Annotated in this window: 3 protein-coding genes; all 3 read right to left on the reverse strand. The window is 48.3% G+C overall.

Features of this window, described 5'->3' with window-relative positions; all coding sequences use genetic code 11:
• Positions 1-264: 264 nt before the first annotated feature.
• The 3 genes from C7445_RS14090 to C7445_RS14100 are packed head-to-tail and all read right to left on the reverse strand — an operon-like array spanning position 265 to position 3,849.
• Positions 265-1,299 (reverse strand): substrate-binding domain-containing protein, encoded by a 1,035-nt coding sequence (locus C7445_RS14090; RefSeq protein ID WP_243835211.1) that lies wholly within the window; start codon positions 1,297-1,299, stop codon positions 265-267.
• Positions 1,300-1,326: 27 nt separating this feature from the next.
• Positions 1,327-2,337, reverse strand: coding sequence for an ABC transporter permease (locus C7445_RS14095; RefSeq protein ID WP_243835212.1), 1,011 nt, complete (start codon positions 2,335-2,337; stop codon positions 1,327-1,329).
• 6 nt (positions 2,338-2,343) lie between these two features.
• On the reverse strand, positions 2,344-3,849 hold the full coding sequence (locus tag C7445_RS14100; protein WP_134161314.1) for a sugar ABC transporter ATP-binding protein: 1,506 nt from the start codon (positions 3,847-3,849) through the stop codon (positions 2,344-2,346).
• Between the last annotated feature and the right edge of the window lie 422 nt (positions 3,850-4,271).

Here is a 4,271-nt window from a genome sequence, read left to right on the forward strand (position 1 = left end):
TTTGATTTGCCGAGGCAAAGCCGTCAAAGGCGGCACGTCGAAACTCAGCACATTCTACATGTAGGGGCAATTTACACACAAATTCGGACTTGACCGGGCTTCGCCTCCGGCCTCCTTCAGATTCCACCTCGCTATGGATATCCTCTCCTTTGGCTAGCAGTTGATAACAGCCACCCCCTTAGCGGACTTTCACCGCCAATGCCGGGGCACAAGAAATGAGCGGAAATGCTCCTGCACTTCCGCTCGGATGGAAAGCGTGCGATATTACTTGCTGAGATACGCATCGACATTCTTACTAGTAACAATAGTTACACCTGTATCAACTTGAGGCGGAACCGGGTCGACCCCAGATTGCTTCCAATTTGCAACAGGCGTGAGTAGATTGTGGTGAATGGTGAATAGGTCCATCAGACCCCAAAATCCCATATTCCAGGTACCCTGGGCCACCGTTGCCGTGATTTCACCACTCTTTATCGCGTCAAGAGTGGCCTTATCCGTATCAAAAGATACAATCTTTACACTACCTGTCTTATTAGCCTCTTTAACGGCAGTGGCTGCACCTGTGCCTTCGTCCGCTTCCGTCGCAAAAATCCCACCTAAACCTGGATAAGACTGCAGCAGCGCTGAGGTAACTTGGGCCGTCTTAATTTGGTCGGAGTTTCCGTTTTGAACAGCCACGATTTTAATCCCAGGATATTTTTGGGACATTTCCTCGCGAAAGCCCTGAACTCGCTGATCGAGATTCAGTTCTCCAGGCGTGCTGATGACAGCAACTTCACCCTTTCCGTTCAACTGCTGTCCCAGGTAGTCGGCAGCTTTTTGACCGGCTTCTACATTACTGGTTCCTAGATAGGCGTAGCGCTCACTCTGCGGAGCATCGGAGTCAAAACTGATTACGGGAATCCCCGCAGCAATCGCCTGATTAATGACCGGAGTGAGTGCCTGCGCATTAATCGAGGTCACCATAATCCCCGCGGGCTTCTTCGCGATAACCTGTTGCATTGTTGTAACTTCCTGGTTGATATCGTACTGCGGAGCTCCCGTAAAAACCGTCTTTACACCGAGGTCTTTTGCCGCAGCCTGCATGCCGGCGTAAACACCCTTCCAATACTCGATACCAGAAAGGAAAGTGACCATGTAGTAGGTTTCGTTTTGCGAGCCATGAAACGCACTAGACGATTCGCCAGGTCCAGAACTGGACCCACTGGATGATGTGGAGCACCCAGTTAACCCAATTACTACAGCGGCGGCAACTGCCGCAATCGAAGCATATCTCTTCTTACTTTTACGAATACCCACTCTTATATCCCCCTTTTCCTGAGCACATCAGGATGCTTTCTTTCGGTGTGCCAGCACATCCAAAGTAACGGCTGCAATCAACACGAAACCAGTAACGAGGCTTTGCCAGTAAACCGAAACATTAAGAAGAACAAGCGCGTCGTTTACAATACCAACCAAAACACTACCTAGAAGCGCTCCAAGTACCGTGCCCTCACCTCCACTCAGACTTGCCCCACCGATAATACAGGCAGCTATTGCTTGAAGCTCCATTCCTTGTCCTGCTGTTGGTGCTGCTACGCTAAACCGCGACAGAGTCAAAATTCCAGAGATACCTGCCAAGATGGCAGTGAAGATGTAAATCCAGACTTTCACACGTGAAACGCGAATACCGGAAAGGTATGCTGCTGACTCGTTGCTCCCGATGTAATACACCTTACGAGCTACCACCGCTCGACGCAGTATGATGTCTGAAAGGACGACAATGACAGCCAGAATCCATATCAGTACAGGGATCCCCAGGATATTGCCTTGCCCTAAGAAGAGAAATGAGTTTGCAACGCCAGTTACGGACAAAGGAGCCCCTTGAGTCACAACATAAGCGACACCTTGAATGACACCCTGCATGCCAAGCGTCATAATAAACGGGTTGATTTTGACTTTTCCAATAAATAGCCCTGTAACAATACCTGAACAGACGCTGGCAAGAAGTCCGAATATGGAGGCCATCCAGATATTCATCCCGTTTAGAGCAAGACTCCCTGTGACGACTCCAGCCATCGACATGACGGATCCGACCGACAGGTCAAAACCACCAGAGACCAAAGCTACCGTCATACCAACCGATACAATAGCAGTCATTACAATGCTTAAAATGGTTGTTACAATATTATCCATACTCACAAATGACGGAGTCATGATTGACATGACAACCACTAAAACGACTATGACCAGGAGTATTGTGAATTCCCGTATTTTTGTAAGTCTACGAATCCATGATGTCCTCGATTCTCTCGCTTGTACATCTTCAGTAGCCGTTTGCAACTGCTGATTCTCCAAGTTTCGTCACCCCGCTACGGTTGCATGCAATCCAGATGCATATTCCATAATTGTCTCATCACAAACCTGATCACCGCTCAAGACGCCAGCAACAGTACCATTGTGGATTACCAATACCCGATCGCTTAACCCTACTATTTCAGGTAACTCAGATGATATGACGATTACGCCTATTCCACTGGATGCCAGGTTTCGAAGCAGTTGATGAATCTCTGACTTGGCGCCAACATCGATACCTCGCGTAGGTTCGTCCAAAATAACCACCTGCGGGTGCAGTGACAACCACTTTCCAATCATCACCTTCTGCTGATTTCCACCGCTTAAACTCCCTACAAGTTGCTGATCCGATCTGGACTTCACACGCAAGTCGCGAATCACATTTGCCGAAAGGTTAGCTGCCTGCGTACGATCCAAAAGCCCACCTTTAGAAAGTGCGGCAAGATGTGTAACACTAACATTGTCCCTGATTGACATAGACAGAAATAAGCCTTGTTGCTTGCGGTCTTCGGTTAAATAATAGAGACCATGTCGGATGGAGTCCTGGACGGAATGTATCCGAACTTCCTTGCCACGCAGCTCCACGCCACCCGAGGTCCGCATATCAATGCCAGTTAGTGCACGCATAATTTCAGTTCGCCCAGATCCAACCAATCCGAACACACCCAATATTTCGCCTTGGCGAAGATCGAACGAAACATTCCTGCACTTTGAACCTGCATTCAAATCATTTACGCGCAAAATCACCTGATCCGATGGATTACCCTTTGCCGGATAGATCCTTTCCAACGAGCGCCCTACCATCATGCGTATTACATCGTCCGAGGATAGCTGATTTGTCGGGGCAGTTCCAATCATTCTCCCATCACGCAAGACAGATATCCGATCAGAGAGCTGAAATATTTCGTCGAACTTGTGGCTTACATACACAATTCCCTTGCCCATGGCTTTCAGTTCTCGTAACACAACAAACAGACGCGAGGCATCCTCAACACTTAAAGCAGAAGTCGGTTCGTCAAAGATGTAGACCTCAGCACCAGTGACGAGCGCTTTCACAATCTCCACAATCTGCTGTTGTGAGACACTGAGATCCCGCACGAGTGTTTGCAAAGTAAACTGAACCTCAAATCTACGCAGGTATCTATCACAGATTTCCGTCATTTGTCGCCGGTTCATCAACCCGTAGCGACTCGGGGTTATGCCAACCAGGATGTTCTCCATCACGGAGATCTCGGGAAACAAACTTAACTCCTGATGCACGATGGCGATACCTTTGCGTTTGGCGTCCATTGGAGATGAAAAGACAACATCCTCTCCGTTCACGCAAATTGTCCCATTATCAGGGTGTAAGGAACCTGTTATAATGTTTAAAAATGTCGATTTCCCGGCACCATTCTCACCCATCAGAGCATGAATTTCTCCCGACCTGAGTTCCAAATCTACTCCATCCAGTGCAACGGTTCCCGGAAAAACCTTGCGAACACCCCTAGCTTCTAGCAGTATCTTCTGGTCCATGCTAATCACCCCCGGTTGTACGTATGTCCGTACAAGTACCTCCGCGCGTATACTGCTTTTAAAGCATAAAACTACTCAACCAGTTTCTGAAGCTTCAACGGCAATAGTGATGGGGCTTGGTATATCGTGCCCCCCAATTACCGCAGTTTTGAAACCGGATTCACGATGATACTAGCACATATACGAACATCCAGACAAGATCTAATCTTGATATTTCATTAGGGAAATATCGATTGATGGGGTTTTAAAAAACAGAAGCCTCAATCGTAGTGGTACAGCGAGATGCACAAGGTGGTTCAGGTGTTGACCTTACAAGACACACTCATACCCCCTTCAACTCATTCTCGCCGTGGACTGTCTCACCACCAGCTTGGGCTCGTAGACGATGGACTGTGGTTCCTCCCCATCCCGTCGCCCACGGT

This window comes from Alicyclobacillus sacchari (assembly GCF_004366795.1).
GTDB classification, from domain to species: Bacteria; Bacillota; Bacilli; order Alicyclobacillales; family Alicyclobacillaceae; genus Alicyclobacillus; species Alicyclobacillus sacchari.